Origin of the sequence: Kitasatospora cineracea (genome assembly GCF_003751605.1) — a bacterium.
GTDB lineage: Bacteria > Actinomycetota > Actinomycetes > Streptomycetales > Streptomycetaceae > Kitasatospora > Kitasatospora cineracea.
The window spans coordinates 4,608,349-4,628,993 of the sequence record NZ_RJVJ01000001.1 but is presented as its reverse complement, the minus strand read 5'-3'; the positions used below and the strand labels follow the sequence as shown (position 1 = coordinate 4,628,993).

Sequence of the window (20,645 nt, the reverse complement as noted above, 5' to 3'; positions counted from 1 at the left end):
AGGATCGCCCCGTACCCGGACCCGATGCCTGCCCCGAGGATTGCGCGATGCCCGTTCCGACCGCCGACCGTCCCGACCTGCAACGGCCGCCCGCCGAGGTGCGCTTCGCGGAGGAGTTGGCGGTGCTGCGCGAGCGGGACGGGGATCCGCGGCCGCCGGGCTGGGAGTTGAGCCTGCGGGCGGCACGCAGTTTCGTGGTGGGTGACGAACGGGCCGGGGTGAGCCGGAAGTTCGTCGGGAACGCGGCGCTGGTGGAACGGGCGCTGGTGACGCTGGCGACGAACCGCGGGCTGATGCTGGTGGGCGAGCCGGGGACGGCGAAGTCGCTGCTGTCGGAGCTGATCGCGGCGGCGGTCAGCGGCACGTCCACGCTGACGGTGCAGGGCGGGGCGGCGACCACCGAGGACCAGATCAAGTACGGCTGGAACTACGCGCTGCTGGTCTCGGAGGGGCCGTCGACGCGTTCGCTGGTGCCCGCGCCGATGCTCAAGGGGATGGCGCAGGGCAAGGTGGTCCGGTTCGAGGAGATCACCCGCTGCCCGCTGGAGGTGCAGGACTGCCTGCTCTCGCTGCTGTCCGAACGGGTGCTGGCGGTACCGGAGTTGGACGGGCCGGACGGCATGGTGTTCGCCGTCCCCGGGTTCAACGTGATCGCCACCGCGAACACCCGGGACCGGGGCGTCAACGAGATGAGCGCCGCGCTCAAGCGCCGGTTCAACTTCGAGACGGTCTTCCCGATCGCCGACTTCGCCACCGAAGTGGCCCTGGTGGAGGCCGAGTCGGCGGCGCTGCTGCGCCGTTCGGGCGTCGAGCCGGCCCCGGACCGGGACCTGCTGGAGGTGCTGGTGGCGACCTTCCGGGAGCTGCGCGCGCCGGACGGCGGCAAGGGCCCGTCCTCGGCGGTGCTGAGCACGGCGGAGGCGGTGTCGGTGGCGCACGCGGTCGGCGTGCGCGGCTGGTTCCTGCGCCAGGAGCCGGGCAGCGCCGCGGACCTGGTGACCTGCCTGGCCGGCACCGCGGCCAAGGACAACCCGGACGACCTGGCCCGGCTGCGCCGCTTCCTGGAGCAGCAGGCCGAGCGCCGCAAGGGCGGCCGCTGGCGCGAACTGTACGACGCCCGGCACCTGTTGGCCGACTGATGGCGGGGACGGCGCAGCGCCCGGAGGCGGTCTTCCTGGGCGTCCGGCACCACTCCCCGGCCTGCGCGGCGCTGGTCGCCCGCACCGTCGCGCAGTTGCGGCCCGCGCACGTGCTGATCGAGGGCCCGGCGGACCTGAACCCGCGGCTGGACGAACTGCTGCTCGGCCACGAACTGCCGGTCGCGGTGTTCAGCCACTACCGGGACGAGGAGCGGACGGCCACCTCCTGGGCGCCGCTGTGCGCGTACTCGCCGGAGTGGGTGGCACTGACCGAGGGCCGGGCGGCGGGCGCGCAGGTGCGCTTCGTCGACCTGCCGGCCTGGCACCCGGCGTTCACCGACCGGGCCCGCCCGCTGGCGAACCGGTTCGCGGACGCCGAGGCCCGGTACGCGGAGGCCACCGAGCGGCTGTGCCGGGCGTTCGGCACCGACTCGCCGGACACCCTGTGGGACGGCTTGGTCGAACTCCCCGACCCGGCCGGCCTGGCCGAACGGCTGGACGCCTACTTCGCGCTGGTGCGCGGCGACGCGGCCGCCGACGCCGGCGACACCGCCCGCGAGGCGTACATGGCGCGCTGGGTGCGGGCCGCGCTGGCCCGCGGCGACGGCCCGGTGCTGGTGGTCACCGGCGGCTTCCACACGCCCGCGCTGCGCACACTGGTCGCGGACGGCCCGGCGGCGGACGACCCGGCGGCGGACGGCACGGTGGCGGACGACCCGGCGGCGGACAACCCGGCCACGGACGGCACGGTGGCGGACAACTCGGCGGCGGACAACCCGGCCACGGACGGCACGGCCACGGACGGCACGGTGGCGGACGGCTGGCCGGAGGTGCCGCGGCCGCCGGAGGGTGCGGTCGGCGGCAGCCACCTGGTGCCGTACTCCTTCGCCCAGTTGGACGCGTTCGGCGGCTACCAGTCCGGCATGCCCTCCCCCGGCTACTACCAACTGTTGTGGGAGCGCGGGCCGCAGGGCGCGGCGGACGGCCTGGTCGAGGAGGTGGTGCGGCGGCTGCGGAAGGAGCGGGTGCCGGTGTCGACGGCCGACCTGATCGCGGCCCGCACCCTGGCCGAGGGCCTGGCGGCGATGCGCGGGCACCGGGTGCGCTCGCGGGCCGACGTGCTGGACGGCCTGGCCTCCGGGCTGGTCGGCGAGGCACTGGAGCAGCCGCTGCCCTGGCAGGGGCGCGAACGTCCGACCAGCGGCGCCGACCCGCTGGTCCGGGCGCTGGTCGCGGCCGGCACCGGCACCCGGCGCGGCCGGCTGCACCCGGACACGCCCGCGCCGCCGCTGGTCCACGACGTGGCGGCCGAACAGGCCGTCTGCGGCGTCGAACCGGGCCGCCCCGCCACCGCCGACCTGACCACCCCGGACGGCCTGCGCCGCAGCCGCTTCCTGCACCGGCTACGGGTGCTGGGAGTGCCCGGCCACCTCCGGGCGGACGGCCCGACCGGCGGCGGCGACCCGGTCTTCACCGAACGCTGGGAGCCCGATCCGCAGGGCCGGGCGCACCGGCGCGACGCCGCACTGATCGAGGCCGGCGCGTACGGGGCCCGGCTGCCCGACGCGGCCTCCGTGGCCCTCGCCGGCCGGGCCCGCGACACCGGCACCGACCCGGCCGCCCTCGCCGGGCTGCTGTTCGACGCCGTCCTGTGCGGCGTCGGCACGCTGACCGGCGAACTCCTCGACACGCTCACCGCCCGGCTCGGCGACGTCCCCGAACTCGGCGCGGTGGGCGAGGTGCTGGCCACCACCCTGGACCTGTGGCGGCACGACCGGGTGTACGGCGTCGCCGCCGACCCGCGGCTGGCCGACCTGGTCGACGCGGCCCTGCACCGCGTCCTGTGGCTGGCCGAGGGCCTGCGCGGCGGCACCGGCGTCGACCACGCCCGCCTGCGCGCCGCCACCGCCGCCCGCGACACCCTCCGTCACGCCACCCCCGTCCTCACCCTCACTCGCCCGGCCGCCCTCGCCACCGCCGCCCGCGTCGCCGCCGACCCCGCCGCGCCCCCGGACCTGCGCGGCGCCGCCCTCGGCCTGCGCTGGTCCCTGACCGCCGACGGGCCCGGGCCAGGGGCCGGAAGCGGAAGCGCGGACGACCTGGCGACGGCGGTCTCCCCCGACGAAGTCGCCCGGCGGGCCCGGGCGCTGGCGGGCGAGCCGGCCCGGCTCGGCGACTGGCTGTCGGGGCTGTTCGTGCTGGCCCGCGAGCAGTTGACCGGTCCCGCCCTCGACGCCGCCGACGACGCCTCCCTGTTCGACGCCCTGGACGCGATCGTCACCCGGCTGCCGACCGTCGACTTCCTGCGCGGCCTGCCCGCGCTCCGCCAGGCGTTCGGCTACTTCCCGCCCCGCGAACGCGAGCGGATCGCCGAACGCCTGCTGGCCCGCCGCGGCCGCACCGGCTCGGCCCGCGGCCTGCTCCGCACCACCGCCGACCCGTCCCTGCTCGCCCGCGCCGCCGGCCTCGAACTCGCCGTCACCGACCTGCTGACCCGCTACGGCCTGGCCCCGGACCCGGCCCCGGCCGCCCTCGCTCCCCTCCCGGTCCCCGAAGACACCGGCACCTCCCCCGCGCCCCCTCCCTCCCACCTCCCCGACGAGGGCCTCGAACGCTGGCGCCTGATCCTCGGCGCGCCCGCCGAGCGCTGCACCGGTTCGCTCGACGGGCGGGCGGCCGCGCAGGACGCCGCGCTGGAGTGGCTGTACGGGCGCGACCCGGAGGCGGGACGGCGCGGGGTCCGGCGTTCCGGCGGCAGCGGGCGCGGCGGTTCGCGGCACGGGGGCGACGGGGCGTCCGTGGTGACGCCGGTGGACTGGCTGGAGGAGGTGCACCGGCTGTTCCCGAAGGAGACCGTGGAGCGGCTGGAGCGGGACGCGGTGGAGCGGTACGGCATCGACGAGATCGTCACCGACCCGGAGGTGCTGTCCCGGGTGGAGCCGAGCCCGGCGCTGCTGCGCGCGGTGCTGCGCACCAAGCACCTGATGAACCCCGAACTCCTGTTCCTGGCACGCCGGTTGGTGGAGTCGGTGGTGCGCGAGCTGTTGGCGCGGCTGCGTCCGCAGGTGCGCCGGGCGTTCACCGGGACGCGGGCGCCGGGCCGCAGCCTGGTCCCGCTGGCCCGGAACTTCGACTTCCGGACCACGGTGCGGGCGAACCTCGCGCACTACCAGCCGGAGCGGCGGCGGCTGCTGATCGAGCGGCCGTACTTCCACTCCCGGACGCGGCGCACCCTGGAGCGGTGGCAACTCGTGCTGCTGGTCGACCAGTCGGGCTCGATGGCCGGTTCGGTGATCCACTCCGCGGTGACGGCGGCCTGCCTGTGGAACCTGCCGGGGCTGCGCACCCACCTGGTGGCGTTCGACACCTCGGTGGTGGACCTGACCGAGGACGTGAGCGACCCGGTGGAGCTGCTGATGCGGGTGCAGCTCGGCGGCGGCACCGACATCGCCCGGGCGGTGGACTACGCGGCCGGGCTGCTGGACAACCCGCGGCGCAGCATCGTGGTGCTGGTGTCGGACTTCTTCGAGGGCGGCGACCCCGGCCGGCTGCTGCGCGGGGTGCGGACGCTGGTGGAGCAGGGCAGCACGGTGCTCGGGCTGGCCGCGTTGGACGAGGAGGCGGACCCGGTGTACGACCGCGAACTGGCGGCCCGGCTGGTCGGATCGGGGGCGCACGTGGGCGCGATGACACCGGGCGCGCTGGCCGCGTTCGTGGCGGAGAAGGTGGGCCGGTGAACGCCCGGACGGACCTGCTGGCGCTGGACGCCGACACGCTGGCCGCGCTGGCCAACCGCGGCCTGGTGAAGCGGGCGGCCCGCGAGCTCGACTCGGGCGCCGGGGCCTCGGTGTCCCTCGACCCGGCCGGCGAGGTCGCGGCCGCGTTCCCGGACGGCAGCCGGGCGGCCCTGCCCGCCGGGGTCCCGCTGGAGGCGGGGACGTGCAGCTGCCCGGCCCCGGGCGTCTGCCGCCACCTGGTGGGCCTGGTCCTCGCCTACCAGGCCCAGGCCCGGTCCCGGTCCGCGTCCGATTCCGCGTCCGAGTCCTCGCCCGCATCCGGGTCCCGGCCCGAGGCCGCGGCCGGGCCCGGGGCAGCGGCGCCCGCCCCGCCCCCTGAGCCCGAACTCCCCTGGTCCCCGGCCGAGTTCGACGACGCGACGCTGCTGGCGGCGTTCGGCCGCCCGGCCCTCGCGGCGGCCCGGCGAGCCTGGGAGCGGGGGGTGCGGGTGACGGTGCAGCGGATGGACGCCGCGCACCCGGCGCCGTCGGTGGAGCTGCCCAGCTGCACCGTCCGCTTCCCCGTCCCGCGCAGCCTGAACTTCGCGCTGAGCGGGGCGACCGCAGCACGGCACGGCGAGCTGGTGACGCTGGCGGTGTGGGCGTTCCGGGCGGCGGACGAGGACGGCACGCCGTCCGGTTCGGCACGCACCGCGGGCGGCCCGAAGCGGGCGGATGCCGGGACGGCGGCGGCGACGGCGGACCGGGCGCAGCCGGCTCCCGCCACTGCGACGGCGGCGGCGGTGGCGGTGGCGGCGCTCACCGAGGAGCTGCTGCGCACCGGCACGGCCCGGACGGGTCCGGTCCTGCTGGCGCAACTGGCGCGGCTGGAGGCCGAGTTGGCGGCGGCGTCGGCGCACTGGCCGGCCGCCGCGGCGGCCGAGCTGCGGGTGCAGCTGGCGGCGTACGCGGACCGGGACACCCGGCACGACCCGGACCGGGTGGCCGAGTTGCTGGTGGAGCTGCGGGCCCGGTTGCGGGCGGCGGACCGGGCGTTGGCGCTGGGCACCGGGGAGAGCGCGGTCACCCAGCTGCGCCGCACCCGGCTGGTCGCGCTGGGCTGCCGGGTGTCGGCCGGCCGGGGCGGGGCGGAGCGGTGCACGGAGCTCTACCTGGCGCAGCCGGACGCCGGGATCGCCCTGGTGCTGCGCAAGCAGTGGGCGGTGCCGGAGGGCCGGGCGGGCACGGGCGCGGAGTTGGCGGGGCGGCGGCTGCTCGGGCACTCGGTGCGGGCGCTGGCCGGGTCGAACCTGGTCAGCGAGTCGGTCTCGCGCAGCGCGGGCCGGGCCGTGACGGTGGAGCGGGGCCGGATCGCCTCGACCAGCGTCACGCCGCTCGGCGACGCCTGGGCGTCGCTGCCCGCGCCGCTGCTGCTGCACGACGCGGCGGCCCGGCTGCGGGCGCTGGGCGGGCGTCCGCCGCGGCCGGTGCGGCCCCGGATCGAGGCGGAGAACGCGCACGTGCTGGCCGTGGCGGAGGTCGGCCCGCTGGGCTACGACCCGGCCCGGCAGCGCCTGGAGGCCGTCCTGCGGGACGCCGCGGGGACGGAGGTTCGGCTCTCCGCCGAGCACGACGTGCTCTGCCCGGGCCGGATCGACGCGCTGGCGGCGGCCCTGGAGTCCGGCACGGTGACGCACGTCAGCGGCCTGCTGCGGCCGGAGGCGGGCCGTCCCGTCCTCGACCCGCTGGCGGTGCGCACGGCCGCCGGGCCGGTCCACCCGGACCTGGCGGCCGAGACCGACCCGCACCCGTTCACCGCCCTGCCCCCGGCCGCCGCCGACCCGCTGGCCGCGGCCCTGACCGCCGCCCGCACCGCGCTCGCCGAACTCGCCCGCACCGGCCTGGACACCGCCCTCCCGCACCAGCTGGCCCCGGCCGCGTCCGGCCTGCGCCGCACCGGCCTGCGCACCGCCGCCGCCCTGCTGGACGCCCTGGCCGCCGACCCGTCCCCCGACCGCTGGACGGACGCGGCGCTCCACCTGCTCACCGCCCTCGACCTGCACCAGGAGGAGGCCCGGCCCTGAGCACCCGGGCCGGCGCCCCTCCCCCGCACCCGCCCGCATGATCACCGGCGCGGAGGCCCGGAGGCCCGGAGCCTGCCGGAGGCCGCCGGGCGGCCGGTGCGCGGGGCAGATCGGGGAAGCGGAGGGGCGGCGGAAAACTTTTCCGGTTCCGGTGTCGATCCGGGCCCGCGCCGTTCGACCTTGGGATAGAAGGGGTCGTGAGAGGCCCCCCGAGCGAGGAGAACGACGATGGCGAAGTACATGCTGATCATGCGGGCGACGGACGAGACCATGGCCAAGATGGGGGAGACGCCGTTCGAGGAGATGCTCGAGACGGTGGGCCGCTTCAACGAGCAGCTGATCCGGGCGGGCGTGCTGGTGGCCGCCGAGGGGCTGGACGACCCGTCGCAGGGCGTGGTGGTGGACTACGACGGCGAGGTGCCGGTGGTCACCGACGGCCCGTACGGGGAGACCAAGGAGCTGTTCGGCGGCTTCTACCTGATCGACGTGGCCTCGAAGGAGGAGGCCGTGGAGTGGGCGAAGCGGCTGCCCGCGATGCCGGGGGCGAAGTGCGAGGTGCGCCGGGTGCCGAGCATCGACGAGTTCCCGCAGGACAACGAGTGGGTCGCCATGGAGCGGGCCTGGCGCGAGCGGACCGGCCAGCTCTGATGCCGTCCACCCACGACGGCCCGCCGCCCGCCGACCCGGCCGGGCCCGGCCCGAGGGCCCGCCGGTCACGGAGTCGGCCCGGCGGGCCGTCGCCGCGGTCTGGCGGATCGAGTCCGCCCGGGTGGTGGGCGCGCTGGCCCGCTGGGGCGGGGACTTCGCGCTGGCCGAGGACGTCGCGCAGGAGGCGCTCGCCGAGGCGCTGGTGGCCTGGTCGCGCGACGGCGTGCCCGCCGAGCCGGTGGGCTGGCTGCTGACGGCCGCGCGGCGGCGGGCGATCGACGCCTTCCGCCGCCGCGCGGCGCTGGACCGGCGGTACGCCCTGCTGGCGGGTCCGCTCGCCGAGGGCGAGGCGCACGCGGGGGCGGCGCCCGGCGGCGGGCGGGCGGACGACCTGCCGTGGGACCCGGACCGGATCGACGACGACGTGCTGGCGCTGGTGTTCACCGCCTGCCACCCGGTGCTCGCGCCGGAGGCCCGGGTGGCGCTGACGCTGCGGGTGGTGAGCGGCCTGTCCAGCGAGGAGATCGCCCGGGCGTTCCTGGTGCCGGTGCCGACCGTGCAGGCCCGGATCACCCGGGCGAAGAAGACGATCGCCGCGGCCCGCGTCCCGTTCGGGCTGCCGCCCGCCGAGCAGCGGCGCGAGCGGCTGGGCGCGGTGCTGAGCGTGCTGTACGTGGTGTTCACGGAGGGGTCGACCGCGACGGCGGGCGAGGACCTGCTGCGCCCGGACCTCGCCTACGAGGCGCTCCGGCTGGCCCGGACGCTGGCCGCCCTGCTGCCGGGCGAGGGCGAACCGCAGGGCCTGCTGGCGCTGTTCGAGCTGACGGCGGCCCGCTTCCCGGCCCGGACCGGGCCGGACGGGGAGGCGGTGCTGCTGGAGGACCAGGACCGCACCCGCTGGGACCGCCCCGCGATCCGGCGCGGGCTGGCGGCGCTCGGCCGGGCCGCGACGGCCGGACGGGGCCTGGGCCCGTACGGGCTGCAGGCGTCGATCGCGGCCTGCCACGCGGTGGCGCCGTCGGTGGCGGAGACCGACTGGGAGCGGATCGTGCTGCTCTACGAGGCGCTCGGCCGGGTGGCGCCGTCCCCGGTGGTCGAGCTGAACCGGGCGGTGGCCCTGGCCATGGCGAGCGGCCCGGCCGAGGCGCTGGCGGTCGTGGACGAGCTGCTCGCCGCCGACCGCCTGCCCGGCTCGCACCTGCTGCCGGGCGTCCGCGGCGAACTGCTCACCCGCCTGGGCCGCACCGCCGAGGCCCGCACCGAGCTGGAACTCGCCGCCCGCCTGTGCCGCAACGCCCGCGAGCGGGCCGTGCTGCTGCGCAAGGCGGCGGCACTGGAAGCCAACTGACGTCCCGTCAGCCTCCCGGGGCGCCCTGAATTCCTGACGGGCCGTCAGGGGTCCGGAATGGCGTCCGCGCGGGAGACGGACAGGAGCAGGGGCATCCCGACCAGCAGGAACGCTCCGAAGAGCACGACCGCCGCCACTCCCGCGAAGGTCACCCGCGGGACGATCCACCGCACCGCGCGCCGCGCCGCCATGCCCCGCCCGAGAACCCGTTCTTGCACGGAGCGCGGCGGAGGCCGCCCGCCCGCTCGTCAGTGGCCCAGCGGGACGGTCCAGTTGAGGACGGTGCCGCCCGTGGGCGGGGCGGTGACGGCGAGGGTGCCGCCGAGGGCGCGGGCGCGTTCCTCGAGGTTGCGCAGGCCGCTGCGGCGGCCCTGCGCGGGGATGCCGACGCCGTCGTCCTGGACGGTGAGGGCGACCTGGCCGCCGGCCGCCTGCAGGGCGACCTCGACCCGGCCGGCCCCGGCGTGCCGGGCGGCGTTGCTGAGCGCCTCGCCGAGGACGGCGACCAGGTGGTCGGCGACGGCGGGCGGCACGTCGGTGTCGAGCAGGCCCTCCATGCTGAGGCGGGGCGCGAAGCCGAGGGCGGCCTGCGCCTCCTCGACCACGTGCACGGCCCGGGCCCGCAGGCCCTGTCCGGCACCGGCCTCGCGGACCCGCAGCCCGAAGATCGTCGAGCGGATGATCTTGATGGTCTCGTCCAGGTCGCCGACCGCCCGCAGCACCCGGTCGGACGCCCCGGGGTGGTCGATGAACCGGGACGCGCTCTGCAGCGTCATGCCGGTGGCGAACAGTCGCTGGATGGCCAGGTCGTGCAGGTCCCGGGCGATCCGGTCGCGGTCCTCCAGGACGGCCAACTGCTCGGCGTCGCGCCGCCGTTCGGCCAGTTCCAGGGCGAGCGCGGCCTGGTCGGCGAAGCCCAGCAGCGGGTCGATCTCGCGCGCGGTGAACTCCGGCTCGCCGCTGCCGCGCACCAGCAGCAGCACCCCCTCGGTGTGACCCTCGGCCCGTCCCAGCGGCACCGCGACGGCCGGGCCCAGCCCCTCGAACCGCGACACCCGGCCGGGGAAGCGCGGGTCGTCCGCCAGGTCGTGCGAGGTCACCGGGAAGCCCTCCGCGCAGGCCGCGCCGGAGATGGTGCCCTCCAGCGCCACCTCCACCCCGACCCGCCCGTTGACGTCCCCGCCGAGCGCCAGCTCGACCCGCAGTCCGGCCCCGTCGGGCAGCGCGGTCAGCACGTCGGCCAGTTGCGCGCCGGAGATGTCGCAGGCCCGCTGGGCGATCAGCTCGACCACCTGGATGCGCGAACTGCCGGACAGCAGGCGGCGGTTGATCTCGGCGGTGGCGGTCAGCCAGCGCTGCCGGCGCTGCGCCTCCTCGTACAGCCGGGCGTTGTCGATGGCCACGCCGGCGGCGACCGCGAGGGTGGCGATCACCGACTCGTCGTCGTCGTCGAACCCGGCCGCGCCGCGCTTGTCGGTCAGGTAGATGTTGCCGAACACCTCGTCGCGCACCCGCACCGGCAGGCCGAGGAAGGTCCGCATCTCGGGGTGGTGGGCGGGGCAGCCGGTGGACGCCGGGTGCGAGGTGAGGTCCTCCAGCCGCAGCGGCTGCGGGTGCCGGATGAGTTCGCCGAGCAGGCCCTTGCCGGTCGGGTAGGGGCCGATCCGGGCGATCTCCTCCTCGGTCAGGCCGACGGTGATGAACTGCGAGAGGGTGTCGCCGTCCGGGCCGATGATGCCGAGCGCCGCGTACCTGGCGTCGGCGAGGACGGCCGCGGCCTCCACGATCCGGCGCAGCACCTGGGTCAGCTCCAGCTCCCGGCCGACCGACAGCACGGCCTCCAGCAGGCTGTGCACCCGGTCCCGGGTGCCCCGGGCCACGTCGATCCGGGCCTGCAGCTCGGCCAGCAGCTCGTCCAGCCTCAGCTGCGGGATCCGCGACCGCGGTTCCTCCTCGCGCACCGCGCTCCTCCTCGTCCGTGGCTCCGCCGCGCACCGATTCTCGCAGACGCCCGCGGCCGGGCGGACCGACGGGGTGGGCCCGCGGCAGGGCCCGCCGGCCCGGGAACCGGCAGGTCGCACGGCAGGTCACGACCGGCGCCCCCGAGGCGCTCAGCGCCCGGCGGTGCGCAGCACGAGCGCGGCGAGCGCCTCGGGGGCGTCGGGCTGGAGGCGGACGCCGGGGAAGGCGTTGACGTCGACGGCGACCGGCCCGTCCGGGCCCGGCAGCAGGTCGACGCCGTACACCTGGAGTCCGAACGCCGCCCCGGCGGACAGCACGATCCGCCGCTCCTGCGGGTCGGGCGCCCAGGGGCGGCGCTCCGGGCCGCCGGGCTCCAGTTCGGAGCGGCGCTGCTCGGCGAAGACCTGCCCGCCGACCACCCACACCTTGCGGTCCCAGCCGTCGCCGGCCACCGGCCGCTGCAGCAGCACCGGTTCGTCCGGCCACGCCTGCGCGAGCGCGTGCCACTGCGCGGCGGTGTCGGCGCGGGCCACCAGGTCGTCCTTGCGGCTGTACCGGCTCTTCACCACCACCGGCCCGGGCCAGGCGAGTGCGGCCAGGACGCCGCCGCCCAGGGTGGGGGCGAACGGCAGTCCGGCGGCCCGGGCGGTGCACTCCATCCAGTCCCGGTCCTGGCAACGGGCGGTGACGGCGGCGGAGTTGAGCACCGGCACGCCCGCCCGCTCGTACGCCTCGGCCCGGCGCAGCGACCGGGCGTCGCGCGCCTTGAGCAGCACCACGTCGGCCGGCTCGTCCTGACCGGCCGTCAGGTGCCCGTCCCGTTCCAGCAGGCGCAGCGCCCCGGCGAGCAGCGGGTGGCCGGGTTCGCGGGCGACCAGGGCGATCCGCAGCGGCCGGGGCGGCGTCACCGGGCGGCCCGGGCGTCGGGGATCCCGGCGTCGGTGAGCAGCGGGCCCGCGCCGGGGGTCGGCCAGGAGGAGCCGCTGCGGGCGAGCCGGACCACGGCGTCGGCCACCCGCTCGACGGCGCGCGGCACCTGGCGGAAGCTCGGGAAGTCGTTGATGTCGACGACCACCGGTCCGTCCGGGCCGACCAGCACGTCCAGCCCGTACAGGTCGAGGCCGAACACCTCGCCGACCTGCGCGGCCAGCGCGGCGACCTCGCGCGGCAGCGGGACGGGGCGTTCCACGGCGGGGTGGTGCGGGTGCAGCGGCGAGGTGCGCCGGGTGGCGAAGAACTCGCCGCCCGCGCAGTACACCTTCAGGTCGCAGCCGTCGTTGGGCACGTACGGCTGGGCGATCAGCAGCCCGCCGTCCGCGGGTGCGGCCAACTCGGCGAGCTGCTCGGGCCGTTCGACCAGGTGGACGGCGCGCCCCGAGGACCCGTCGGCGGGCTTGACGACCAGCGGGTAGCGGTCCGCGTCCACCGCGGCGAACGCGGCCGGGTCGGCGGCGGCCCAGGTCCGGGGCATCGGCAGGCCGTGCAGCGCGGCGACCACCGCGGTCTGCGCCTTGTCGCGGACCGGGCGGATCGCCCGGGCGTCGTTGACGGTGGTCAGGCCGGCCGCGGCGGCGGACTCCAGCAGGCCCAGGCCCGGGCCGCCGGAGACGGTCTTGAGCACCCACGCGTCGTGCGCGCCGGTGCGCACCAGCTCGGCGAGGTCGAGCAGGTCGGCGCCGGGCCGCAGCACGTCCACCCGGTGGCCGGTGGCCCGCAGGTGCTCGACCACGGCCAGCGGCATCCCGTCGTTGCGGTAGTGCTCCTCGACCAGGAAGCAGAACCTCATGTGCCCCCACCCCTTTTCCCACTGATCCCCTGCGCCCCCGTCGGTCTCCCCCGGGGCGAATCGCGTCCGCCCACCCTGCCATGGATCATCCGCCGCATGTCACCCAGGGTGTCCGGGAACGGAAACAGCCGCGTCACAGCTGCACCGCCGAGGGGCTGGAACCGACTTCCCTGGGCATGACGTTCACATGACGCCCCCTTGGCAGACCCTTTGACCGGCCGGCCCCTTCGACCGGCAGACCCTTTGAGGAGGACCGTGTGCCCCCGCAGCTGCGCCCGCACACCCGGCACGACCTGACCGGCCGTCCCGCCCCGGCCCGGCTGGCCTACCCGGCGGACGACGTCCTGGTGGTCTCCGGGCTGCCCGGCAGCGGCAAGAGCACCCTGATGCGGCGCTGCGCCCGCGCCCGGGTGATCGACTCCCAGCACACCCGGGCCCGGTTCGCCCGCGCGCTGCCCGGCGTCCCGTACGCGCTGTACCGGCCGCTGGTCCGGCTCGCCCACTACCTGCGGCTGCGCGCGGCGGTACGGGCCGGCGGCCCGCTGGTCGTCCACGACTGCGGCACCCTGCCCTGGGTCCGCCGCGCCCTGGCCCGCGCCACCGTCCGGCAGGGCCGCCGCCTGCACCTGCTGCTGCTCGACGCCACCCCCGCGCAGGCCGCCGACGGCCAGCGCCGCCGCGGCCGCCGGGTCTCCCGGTACGCCTTCGCCCGCCACCGCCGCTCCGCGGCCGCGCTGCGCGCCCTGGTCACCGCCGCCGGCCCGCTGCCCCCCGGCGTCGCCTCCGCCGTCCTGCTCCCCCGCACCGCCGCCCCCCGCCTCAGCGCCATCGAGTTCACCCCCGCCCCGGCCCCCGCTCCCGTACCCGTCCCCGTACCCGTCCAGGCCCGGGTCACCGACTGCGCCACCCACGCCACCTGACGGCGCCTCCGCCCTCGCCCCGTTCCCGCTCCCCCGCCCGCCGGTCCTTCCGTCCGGGAACAGCCGGGCCACCGCCGCTCCTTCCCCACGCCCCACCTGACGGCACCTCACCCCGCCCGCCCCGGCCCCGTGCAGCGGGTTGCGGCGAACGGCTGAGCCGCCCCGCGCGTCGCCCGCCACCGCGGCCGCCCGGGCCGGCCGGTGGCTAGGCTCCCGCCATGGGCACCCCCGAACGCACCCCGGAGCGCGCCGCCGCGCCCGGGTCCGCGCCGCAGACTCCACGCTCCCCGCAGGCCCTGCACGCGCCGCGGGCCCGGCGGATCGCCGACCGGCTGTCCGTGCAGTTCCGCGTCCCGGTCGAGCCGCAGTTCGAGCCGGTCGGTCGGCGCTGGACGCTGCGCTGGTACGACGGGCCGACGGTGGACGCGGTGCGGTGCGCGCTGGCCCGGCTGTTCCCGGACGGGGCCGCGGACGCGCTCGCGGTGCGCCGCGACGTGACCACCCGGGCGCTGGCGCTGGCCGCGATCCGGGAGACCCGGGCGGGGGCGATGCACCGCTCGGTGGGCAGTTGGGGCCAGCGCTACCACCTGGAGCAGTTGCTGGCCGGGCAGGAGCACCCGGACCGGCCGGCCGGTCCGCGCGAAGCGGCCATGCTGGAGCGGCTGTTGGCGGCGGCGACGCCCGAATCGGCGCGCGGCCCGGTCTCCCCCGACCTGTCCCGGGCGTTCGACCTGGTGGCCCGGGACGGGGTGGCCTGGCTGCTGCCCGAGCACCGCCTGGCCGGGCCGGCCGACCGGGACGCCCTGGCGCTCACCCCGCTGGAGTACCTGACCTGCCGTTACGCCACCGGCGTGCACCGCACCGCGTGGGAGAGCGCGTTGGCCGTGCTGCCGGTGCGCACCGCCGTCGCCGCCGTCCACGGCGACCCGCAGCCCGACCCGGACGCCGCCCGCGCGGCCCTCGCCCTGCTGCCCGTGCTGCGCGCCCAGCTCTCGGCGGAACTCGACGCGATCGGCGAGCGCCTGGCCGCTGCCGCCGGATCCCCGGCCGGGGCGCCCGCCGCAGCCGCCGCCGTCGAGCCCCTCCTCGAACCCCCCGTCGACGCCCTCGCCGAACCTCTCGCCGAACCTCTCGCAGATCCCCTCACCGAGCCCCTCACCGAGGCTCCCGCCGCCGCCCGGTAACCCTCCCGGCAGCGTATCGGTCCTCATTCTGCCTGTTCACGGCCGTTTCCGGTAGGACTGAGCGCACATCCGTCCTCCCTTGTCCGGCGCACCCCGCCGGCCGCAGACTCGTCCGCATTCCCCCCTTTGGACGAGAGCGATGGGAGCCGTGTGTCCTCACACGTTGATCAGGAACTGGCGTTGCGGGCCCGGGTGTTGCTGGCGGGCAGCGAGCCGCCCACCCCGTGGCAGGCGTACCGGGCGCACCGCCTGCTGGCCGGCGACAACCCGGTGGTGCACCTGCCGAAGCTGGCGCTGGCGGCGATCGAACTGACCCGCCACTACCCGGTGCTGCTCCGCCGGGACCTGCAACTCGGCCTGATGGCAGAGGCGTTGGCCGTCGCGGCGGCCATCCCGGCGGACGACCCGTTCCGGCCGGAGGCGCTGCGGCAGATTCGCAAGGCGTACGCCGAACAGGCCGTCCGACTCGGCATCCCCCCGCACCCCGAAGCGATCTGACGTGCCGTCGGATCGGCTCCCCTCCCACCGATCCGACTCCCACCGGTCCGACGCTGCGTCAGAGTTCCGCGTCGCGGGCCAGCAGGGCGGCCTGCACCCGGTTCTCGCAGTCCAGTTTGGCCAGGATCCGGCTGACGTAGGTCTTCACCGTCGCCTCGCTCATGTGCAGCCGGGCGCCGGTGTCGGCGTTCGACAGCCCCTCGCCGAGCAGATCGACCACCGCGCGTTCGCGCGCGGTGAGCACGGCCAGCCGCCGTCTGGCCTGTTCGCCGCGCGCGGCCGCCGGGCCGTCGGCGAGGCTGTCCACGATGTGCCGGGTGGCGGCCGGGGAGAGGAAGGCGTGGCCGGTGGCGGCGGCCCGGACGGCCTGGATCAGCTCGCCGGGCGCGGTGTCCTTCAGCAGGAAGCCGGCGCCGCCGGAGGTGATCGCCCGGAGCACGTTCTCCCGTTCGCCGAAGGTGGTGAGCACGATGGCCCGGGTGCCGGGCGCGGCGCGGGGCAGTTCGGCGAGCGCGCTGAGCCCGTCCATGACCGGCATCCGGATGTCCAGCAGCAGGACGTCCGCGGCGAGTTCGGCTGCCATCCGGAGGGCCTGCGCCCCGTCGGGGGCCTCGCCGACCACCTCGATGTCCTCGGCGGAGGTGAGGATCATCCGGATGCCGGCCCGGATCAGCGGCTCGTCGTCGGCCACCAGGACACGGATCACCGGGCACCTTCCTCTGCTGCTCTTCGGCCTGCTCACACCTTGCCATGGAAGTGCTGCTTCTCGACCAGCAGGCCGTCCTTGAAGCAGAACCGCACCACGTCCTGGTCGTCGCCCTCCCGGTCCCCGGCGAACCAGCGGCAGTGCGCGCCCTCGGGCAGCGGCGGGCCGATCCTGCGGAAGTCCTGGGTGAGGAACTCGCTGCCGACCGGCAGCCGTTCGTTGACGGACTGCTCGCTCTGGCCGACCTCGACGGCGTCGTAGAGCCGGGTGGGGACGGTGGCGTCCCGCAGCGAGCTGACGAACATGATGGCGCCGAGCGCGGCGACCGCGGCCACCACCCCGAGCACCGCGAGCGCGCCGAGCGCGCAGCCCACCGCGGGGCTCCGGCGGCGCTTCTCCGGTTCGACCAACTCCCCGGCGAGCAGGGCGAGTTCCTCGTCGTCGGGGAGGGCGGCGCGGGCCCCCTCGGCGGTGTAGGGCAGCATCCCGGCCAGCCGGAAGCCGCCGTCCGGCAGCGGCCCGCTGTGCACCATGCCGCCGAGCAGCCGGGCGCGTTCGCGCAGCCCGGTCAGGCCCTGGCCGCCGGAGACCGCCGCGGTGCCGTCGCCGCCGGGGCCGTTGACCACCTCCACCACCAGGGTGTCCGGCTCGTAGCGCACGGTCAGTTCGATCGCCGTGCCCGGGGCGTGCTTGTGCGCGTTGGTCAGGCCCTCCTGGGCGATCCGGTACGCGGCGTGGCCGGTGGGCGCGGGGAGCGGGCGGGGCGTGCCGAGGTGGCGCAGTTCGATCCGGGCGCCGGCCGCGCGGGAGGTCTCGGCCAGCCGGTCGATGGCGTCGACGCCGCCGGGGGCGGTCGCGGTGTCCTCGCGCAGCAGGCCGACCACCTCGCGCAGTTCGCGCATCGCGCCGGTGGCGGCCTGGCGCAGCACGGCGACGGCCTCGCGCTGCTGCTCGCCGAGGGTGCGGTCGACCTCCAGGGCACCGGTGTGCACGGCGATCAGGGCGAGTTGGTGACCGAGGCTGTCGTGCATGTCCTGGGCGATCCGGTGGCGTTCGCGCAGCCGGGCCTGGCGGGCGATCATCACGCGTTCGCGGAGCAGTTGGGTGTTGCGTTCGCGCAGGCTGTCGAGCAGCGCGACGCGCTGGGCCCGGTAGCGGCCGATGACGGCGGGCAGCACGCCGGTCAGCAGGTACCCGGCGACGCACAGGCCGAGCAGGACGGGCAGCGGGAAGTGGTCGCGCCCGTTCTGCAGCAGGCCGACGCCGACGGTGGCCAGGAAGCCGAGCCCCAGCACCGCCGGGGTCCGCCAGGGCCGGCTGATCCGGCGCCCGGCCGAGTACCCGGCGACGACCAGCACCGGCAGGAACCCGGCCGGCCCGCCCACCCCGGCCGCCGACACCACCAGCACCGGCCCGGGCAGCCCCCGCCGCAGCGCGAACAGCACCGCGCACGCCCCCACCACCAGCCCGGACGGCCACCCGCCGCTGTCCCCCGCCTGGAACAGCGCCGCGAGCCCGCACACCAGCAGCCCGCCCAGCACCTCCCGGACCGCCAGCTTCCACCGCCAGGGCCCGGGGAACGCCCGCCCGATCCACGCCCGCATCCGCATCAGCACCCCCCGACCCTAGCCAGCCCCGCTCCCGCCCCGATGCCGCCGAAAGTCGACGCCGCGCCCCGACCATCGTCGCTGCCCCGTCGGAGCGACCGGGCGCAGCCGGGCCACCGGGCCGCCGGGCGGCCGCCGGGCCCCGGCTCAGCGGAAGGCGTCGGCGTGCCGGGCGCACCAGTCGGCGAAGGTGCGGGGCGGGCGGCCGAGCAGGCGGGCGACGGTGTCGGTGCGGAAGCCGGTGGTGTCGGCGCGCAGCAGGGCGAAGGCTTCGGTGACCGCCTCGGCGAGGGCGGCGGGGGCTCCGGCGGGGAAGCGGGCCCGGACGGCCTCGGCGGGGGTGGCGGCGGGGCGGACCTCGATCGGGCGGCCGGTGGCGGCGGCGAGCAGGGCGACCTGTTCGGCGACGGTGAGCGCCTCGCCGCCGGTGAGCGCGTAGTGCTCGCCCCGGTGGCCGTCCCCGGTGAGGGCGAGGGCGGCGACGTCGGCGATGTCGGCGGGGTCGATCGGGGCCAGGCGGCCGGGGCCGACCGGGTCGAGGACGTAGCCGTCGGTGCGGACGGTGTCGGCCCATTCGAGGGCGTTGGTCATGAAGCCGCCGGGCCGCAGGACCGTGTACGGGATGCCGCTGCCGCGGACGGCCTCCTCCCGTTCGTGGTGCCAGCGGCCCATCGCGGGCACCGGGTCGCCGAGCACGTTGGCCGAGGACAGGTGCACCAGGTGCCGCACCCCGGCGGCCCGGGCGGCGGCGACGGCGTGGGCGGTGTGGGTGGCGCCGAGGCCGGGGGTGAGCAGGAAGAGCCGTTCGACGCCCGCGAACGCCGGGGCCAGGGTGGCGGGTTCGCCGAGGTCGCCGACGGCGCGTTCGATCCGGGCGGGCAGGGCGGCGGCCCGGGCCGGGTCGCGCACCAGGACGCGGATCCGGGCGCCCTTCGCGTCGAGCGCGCGGACGAGTTCGCGGCCGACGTTCCCCGTCGCACCGGTGACCAGTATCATCGTTCCCCCAGAAGCCGTTAGCCGTCTACTGATTTCCCGGACGGGACGCTAGCCGGTAACTGATTAGCCGTCAATCGACCTGCTGGCACCGACCGGAGACCCGCCATGCCCGACTTCCTCGACCTGCACGGCAAGACCTCGAAGGCGCTGCGGGCCGCCGCCGACGCCGGCATGCGCCGCCACGGCCTGCACCTCGGCCAGAACCTGCTGCTCGCCGCCCTCTGGGAACAGGACGGCCGCACCCCCGGCGAGATCGCGGCCGCCCTGGAGGTCACCACCCCCACCGTCGTCAAGATGGCCACCCGGATGGCCACCGCGGGCCTGCTCACCCGCGCCCGCGACGACCGCGACCAGCGCCTGGTCCGCCTCTGGCTCACCGACACCGGCCGCGCCCTCCAGCAGCCGGTCGAGGCCGAACGCCGCCGCCTCGAGGAGCAGGTCACCGCCGGCCTCACCGCGACCGAGCGCCGCCACCTGCTGTCCGCCCTCGCCAAGATCCACCGCGCCGCGACCGCCCTGCCCGCCGAGTAGCCCCGCCCACCGAGCAGCCCTGCCCGCCGAGCAGCAGGTCCTTCCGGCGGCCTCGTCAACTGCCGTCCGGGCGGTGGACGGTGAGGCTCCCGTGGGCCGCCAGCGCGGCGGCCGGGTCGCCGGGGGTCTGCCGCAGGACGGCGTCCAGGAAGGCCAGGGTGGTCTCGGCGAGCATCCGCGGGCTCCCGGTGCGGCCCAGGGTGCCGGTGACCGAGGGCAGCGGCGGCAGGTAGAGCGGGGCGTCGGTGAAGGTGAGGTGGGCGGCGCCGGGGACGGTCAGCCGGTAGCTGGTCGCGGTGTCGGCCGCGAGCGCCTCGGTGAGGCGGGGCAGGTAGCGCGGGTCGGTGGCCGGGGTGACGGCCTGGGTGAGCGCCAGCACCGGCTGGTGCAGGGCGGGCGTGGCGGGGCCGTGCGGGAAGCCGTCCAGGTCGACGGCCGCGGCGAACCGGGCGTCCTGCCGGGCCGCCTGGAGCGCGGCGGCCCCGCCCATCGAGTGCCCGGCCACCGCGGCCCGGCCGGTGTCCAGCCGTCCGGCCAGCGGGTCGCCGCCCCCGGCCCGGCCCAGGTCCGCCAGCCGGGTCAGGGCGAAGCGCAGGTCCGCGGCCCGGACCTGCGTCCAGTCGGCCGCGAGCTGCTCGTCCCGGTCCCGGTCGCCGCTGGAGGCGGTCGCGGACCGGACCGTCCGGCCGTCGTCCAGGACCACGGCCGCGCAGTCGTACGGGTGGTCGAGCGCGGCCACCACGTACCCGTGGGCGGCCAACTCCTCGGCCCAGGCGGTGTTCTGGGTGCGCGCCCCGCCCGATCCCGGCGAGAACAGCACCACCGGGAACCGCCCGCCCCCGCCGGCCACCGGCGCCCCGGCCACCGCCCGGGAACGGGCCCGCGCCGCCCCGTCGAACAGGAACCCGGGCAGGCCGGCCCCGCCCGCCAGCGCCCCGGCGACGGTGCGCGCCTCCTGCTCCGTCCGCCCCAGGTACGGGGCCCGCGGCGCGCCCGCCGGGCTCGCCCCCGCCGGGTACCAGAGCTGGACGACGACGGTCCGCCGGTCGTCCGGGTCGGCGGTGAAGGTCTCCGGCCGGTCCGGGTCGGTCCACTGCACCACCCTGGTCCCGACCGGGTACGGACCCGACGGCACCGGGAACACCGGCACCGGGAACGCCCACGCCGCCAACGGACCCGCCGCCACCAGCCCCAGAGCGGCCGCCGACCCCGGCAGCGCCAGCCACCACCGGGCCCGCCACCCCGGCCCGCCCGGACCCCGCCGCAGCCCTCGAAGCAGGGGCGCCGCCGCGAACGGCAGCGCCACCGCCCCGCCCGCCAGCACCGGCAGCAGCTGCCAGCGCACCCCCAGCACGCCCAGCACCGCCGCGGACGGCACGAACGCCGCCACCGCCACGGCCCGGCCGCGCGGCCGGGCGGCGGCGGGAAGCCAGCGCGCCGCCACCAGCGCGGCGGCGGCCAGGACGACAAGGAACTCCGGAAGGGACAGGAACAGCCCCGCGATGGTCTCGGTCACGCCG

Annotated in this window: 16 protein-coding genes; 9 read left to right on the top strand and 7 right to left on the bottom strand. The window is 77.3% G+C overall.

Translation table 11 applies throughout. The features are described 5' to 3' along the window. Positions 1–47 precede the first annotated feature (47 nt). The 5 genes from EDD39_RS20975 to EDD39_RS20955 all read left to right on the top strand — a co-directional run bounded on the left by EDD39_RS20975 (position 48) and on the right by EDD39_RS20955 (position 8,935). Complete coding sequence (locus EDD39_RS20975) at positions 48–1,139, top strand: AAA family ATPase (RefSeq protein ID WP_123558203.1); 1,092 nt, start codon at positions 48–50, stop codon at positions 1,137–1,139. Further along, positions 1,139–4,876: a DUF5682 family protein gene (locus EDD39_RS41120; protein WP_244256866.1), complete on the top strand. Its 3,738-nt coding sequence runs from the start codon at positions 1,139–1,141 to the stop codon at positions 4,874–4,876. Before EDD39_RS20975 ends, EDD39_RS41120 begins: the two co-directional genes overlap by 1 nt. Next, positions 4,873–6,939, top strand: coding sequence for a hypothetical protein (locus EDD39_RS39700; protein ID WP_123558201.1), 2,067 nt, complete (start codon positions 4,873–4,875; stop codon positions 6,937–6,939). The genes EDD39_RS41120 and EDD39_RS39700 overlap by 4 nt, the downstream gene beginning before the upstream one ends. A gap of 228 nt (positions 6,940–7,167) precedes the next feature. Further along, positions 7,168–7,587 (top strand): YciI family protein, encoded by a 420-nt coding sequence (locus EDD39_RS20960; RefSeq protein ID WP_030464190.1) that lies wholly within the window; start codon positions 7,168–7,170, stop codon positions 7,585–7,587. Between the two features lie 106 nt (positions 7,588–7,693). Further along, positions 7,694–8,935, top strand: a complete 1,242-nt coding sequence (locus EDD39_RS20955; protein WP_123558199.1) for an RNA polymerase sigma factor — start codon at positions 7,694–7,696, stop codon at positions 8,933–8,935. A 248-nt stretch (positions 8,936–9,183) separates the two neighbouring features. Here the strand turns inward: EDD39_RS20955 and EDD39_RS20950 are convergent, their stop codons facing one another. The 3 genes from EDD39_RS20950 to EDD39_RS20940 form a co-directional block, all read right to left on the bottom strand. After that, positions 9,184–10,896: a sensor histidine kinase gene (locus EDD39_RS20950; protein WP_123558198.1), complete on the bottom strand. Its 1,713-nt coding sequence runs from the start codon at positions 10,894–10,896 to the stop codon at positions 9,184–9,186. 150 nt (positions 10,897–11,046) lie between these two features. Next, positions 11,047–11,805: an ATP-grasp domain-containing protein gene (locus EDD39_RS20945; protein WP_244256861.1), complete on the bottom strand. Its 759-nt coding sequence runs from the start codon at positions 11,803–11,805 to the stop codon at positions 11,047–11,049. Continuing rightward, complete coding sequence (locus EDD39_RS20940) at positions 11,802–12,683, bottom strand: ATP-grasp domain-containing protein (protein WP_123558196.1); 882 nt, start codon at positions 12,681–12,683, stop codon at positions 11,802–11,804. The genes EDD39_RS20945 and EDD39_RS20940 overlap by 4 nt, the downstream gene beginning before the upstream one ends. A 257-nt stretch (positions 12,684–12,940) precedes the next feature. Here EDD39_RS20940 and EDD39_RS20935 point away from each other — a divergent pair, with 257 nt between their 5' ends. From EDD39_RS20935 to EDD39_RS20925, 3 genes are all read left to right on the top strand, one after another. Continuing rightward, the gene (locus EDD39_RS20935) at positions 12,941–13,603 is read left to right on the top strand and encodes an AAA family ATPase (RefSeq protein WP_123558194.1); all 663 of its coding nucleotides are present in this window, start codon (positions 12,941–12,943) and stop codon (positions 13,601–13,603) included. Between the two features lie 218 nt (positions 13,604–13,821). Further along, complete coding sequence (locus EDD39_RS20930; protein ID WP_123558192.1) at positions 13,822–14,787, top strand: hypothetical protein; 966 nt, start codon at positions 13,822–13,824, stop codon at positions 14,785–14,787. Between the two features lie 150 nt (positions 14,788–14,937). After that, complete coding sequence (locus EDD39_RS20925; RefSeq protein WP_148089484.1) at positions 14,938–15,285, top strand: hypothetical protein; 348 nt, start codon at positions 14,938–14,940, stop codon at positions 15,283–15,285. Between the two features lie 58 nt (positions 15,286–15,343). Here the strand turns inward: EDD39_RS20925 and EDD39_RS20920 are convergent, their stop codons facing one another. The 3 genes from EDD39_RS20920 to EDD39_RS20910 form a co-directional block, all read right to left on the bottom strand. Continuing rightward, entirely contained in the window at positions 15,344–15,991 is a 648-nt protein-coding gene (locus EDD39_RS20920) for a response regulator (protein WP_030464177.1), read from the bottom strand. 32 nt (positions 15,992–16,023) lie between these two features. Further along, positions 16,024–17,601, bottom strand: a complete 1,578-nt coding sequence (locus EDD39_RS20915; protein WP_244257246.1) for a sensor histidine kinase — start codon at positions 17,599–17,601, stop codon at positions 16,024–16,026. Positions 17,602–17,745: 144 nt separating this feature from the next. Continuing rightward, the gene (locus EDD39_RS20910) at positions 17,746–18,594 is read right to left on the bottom strand and encodes an NAD(P)H-binding protein (RefSeq protein ID WP_123558188.1); all 849 of its coding nucleotides are present in this window, start codon (positions 18,592–18,594) and stop codon (positions 17,746–17,748) included. A gap of 105 nt (positions 18,595–18,699) precedes the next feature. Here EDD39_RS20910 and EDD39_RS20905 point away from each other — a divergent pair, with 105 nt between their 5' ends. Next, complete coding sequence (locus EDD39_RS20905; protein ID WP_123558186.1) at positions 18,700–19,125, top strand: MarR family winged helix-turn-helix transcriptional regulator; 426 nt, start codon at positions 18,700–18,702, stop codon at positions 19,123–19,125. 55 nt (positions 19,126–19,180) lie between these two features. Here the strand turns inward: EDD39_RS20905 and EDD39_RS20900 are convergent, their stop codons facing one another. Beyond that, positions 19,181–20,641: an alpha/beta hydrolase family protein gene (locus EDD39_RS20900; RefSeq protein ID WP_425269711.1), complete on the bottom strand. Its 1,461-nt coding sequence runs from the start codon at positions 20,639–20,641 to the stop codon at positions 19,181–19,183. Positions 20,642–20,645: the final 4 nt, after the last annotated feature.